This window comes from Microvirga sp. Mcv34, from assembly GCF_024519725.1.
Taxonomy (GTDB): domain Bacteria; phylum Pseudomonadota; class Alphaproteobacteria; order Rhizobiales; family Beijerinckiaceae; genus Microvirga.
Window position 1 is genome coordinate 1 of sequence record NZ_JALJRK010000225.1, and the last position, 1,643, is coordinate 1,643.

At 63.4% G+C, this 1,643-nt stretch carries 2 protein-coding genes; both read left to right on the forward strand.

Going from position 1 to position 1,643, the window contains the following annotated elements; genetic code table 11:
• Positions 1-825 (forward strand): Mu transposase domain-containing protein (locus OC446_RS30255; RefSeq protein ID WP_410055176.1); only part of this gene is annotated, 825 nt, incomplete at its 5' end.
• Complete coding sequence (gene istB / locus OC446_RS30260) at positions 822-1,553, forward strand: IS21-like element helper ATPase IstB (protein ID WP_315986565.1); 732 nt, start codon at positions 822-824, stop codon at positions 1,551-1,553. The genes OC446_RS30255 and istB, both read left to right, overlap by 4 nt.
• Positions 1,554-1,643 lie beyond the last annotated feature (90 nt).

The window sequence follows — 1,643 nt, forward strand, 5'->3', positions numbered from 1 at the left end:
CTGGTCGAGCCGGTCGCCTGCACGCCAGCCTCCGGCTGGGAGAAGGGTCAGGTGGAGAACCAGGTCGGGCTCGTGCGTGAGCGCTTCTTCACGCCACGGCTGCGGGTGAAGAGCTATGACGAGCTGAATGCCTGGTTACTCGATCAGTGTATCGCCTATGCCAAAACACATGCTCATCCCGAGCACCGCGACCGGACAATCTGGCGGGCCTTCGAAGCCGAGCGAGCCAGTCTGGTGTCCTATCCCGGACCGTTCGATGGCTTCCACGCCGTTCCGGCATCCGTCTCCCGAACCTGTCTGGTCCGCTTCGACACCAACAAGTACTCGGTGGCTGCCAGCGCCGTCGGGCGCCCGGTGGAGATCCGGGCCTATGCCGACCGGATCGAATGCCGCCAGGACGGCCGGATCGTTGCGGAGCATGTGCGCTGCTTCGGCCGCGATCAGACGATCTTCGATCCCTGGCATTACGTGCCGGTCCTGGCCCGCAAGCCGGGAGCTCTGCGCAATGGGGCTCCGTTCAAGGACTGGGTGCTGCCCGCCGCCCTTGAGCGCGTCCGGCGCAAGCTCGCCGGCCGGGACGATGGTGACCGCCAGATGGTCAGCATCCTGGCAGCGGTGCTGAGCGATGGACTGCCGGCGGTTGAGGCTGCCTGTGCCGAGGCGCTGAGTGAAGGCGTCTGGTCCGCCGATGTCATCCTCAACATTCTCGCCCGGCACCGCGAGCCTGCCCCGCCACTGACGATTACGACCCCACAGGCGTTGCGGCTCCGGCATGAGCCGCAGGCCGATTGTGCCCGCTATGACAGCATCAGGAGGGCTGTATGATGGAACGGACCGAGATCCTTGCGGCGATGGGCAACCTCAAGCTCTATGGCATGAGGTCGGCCTATGACGAGATCATCACGACGGCTGTCAAGCGCAGTCACGAACCGCAGCGGGTGGTGGGCGATCTTTTGTCTGCCGAGATCGCCGAGAAGCAGGCGCGCTCGATCAAGTACCAGATGACGATTGCCAAACTGCCCCTGGCCAAGGACCTTGAGGACTTTGTCTTCTCCGGCACGCCGATCAACGAAGGCCTCGTGCGGGATCTGGCCGGTGGGGAGTTCCTGACCCAGGAGCGCAACGTCGTCCTGGTGGGAGGCACCGGCACGGGCAAGACCCATCTGGCCATCGGGATTGCGCGAGCGTGCATTCGCGCTGGATCCCGCGGGCGGTTCTACAACGTGGTTGACCTGGTCAACCGGCTGGAGGCTGAGACCCGTGCAGGCCGGCAGGGTCGGATGGCGGACTATCTCTCGCGGATGGACTTTGTTGTGCTGGACGAGCTCGGCTACCTGCCCTTTGCCCAATCGGGTGGCCAGCTTCTGTTCCATCTGATCAGCCGGCTGTACGAGCAGACCTCTGTGATCGTCACAACCAACCTGGCTTTTGGGGAATGGCCGAGCGTTTTTGGTGACGCGAAGATGACCACCGCCTTGCTCGACCGGCTGACCCACCACTGCGAGATCGTCGAGACCGGCAACGAGAGCTGGCGCTTCAAGAACCGGATCTGATGAAGCCGCAGAAAGGCGGCACTGCATTTATGCTCGCAGGGTCAGAATTGGATGCTGATCGAGGGTCAAACTTGGAAGCCGATTGACACT

Excerpts from the sequence above, each read along its gene's own strand:
- istB (WP_315986565.1), top strand. The coding sequence starts at position 822 with ATGATGGAACGGACCGAGATCCTTGCGGCGATGGGCAACCTCAAGCTC.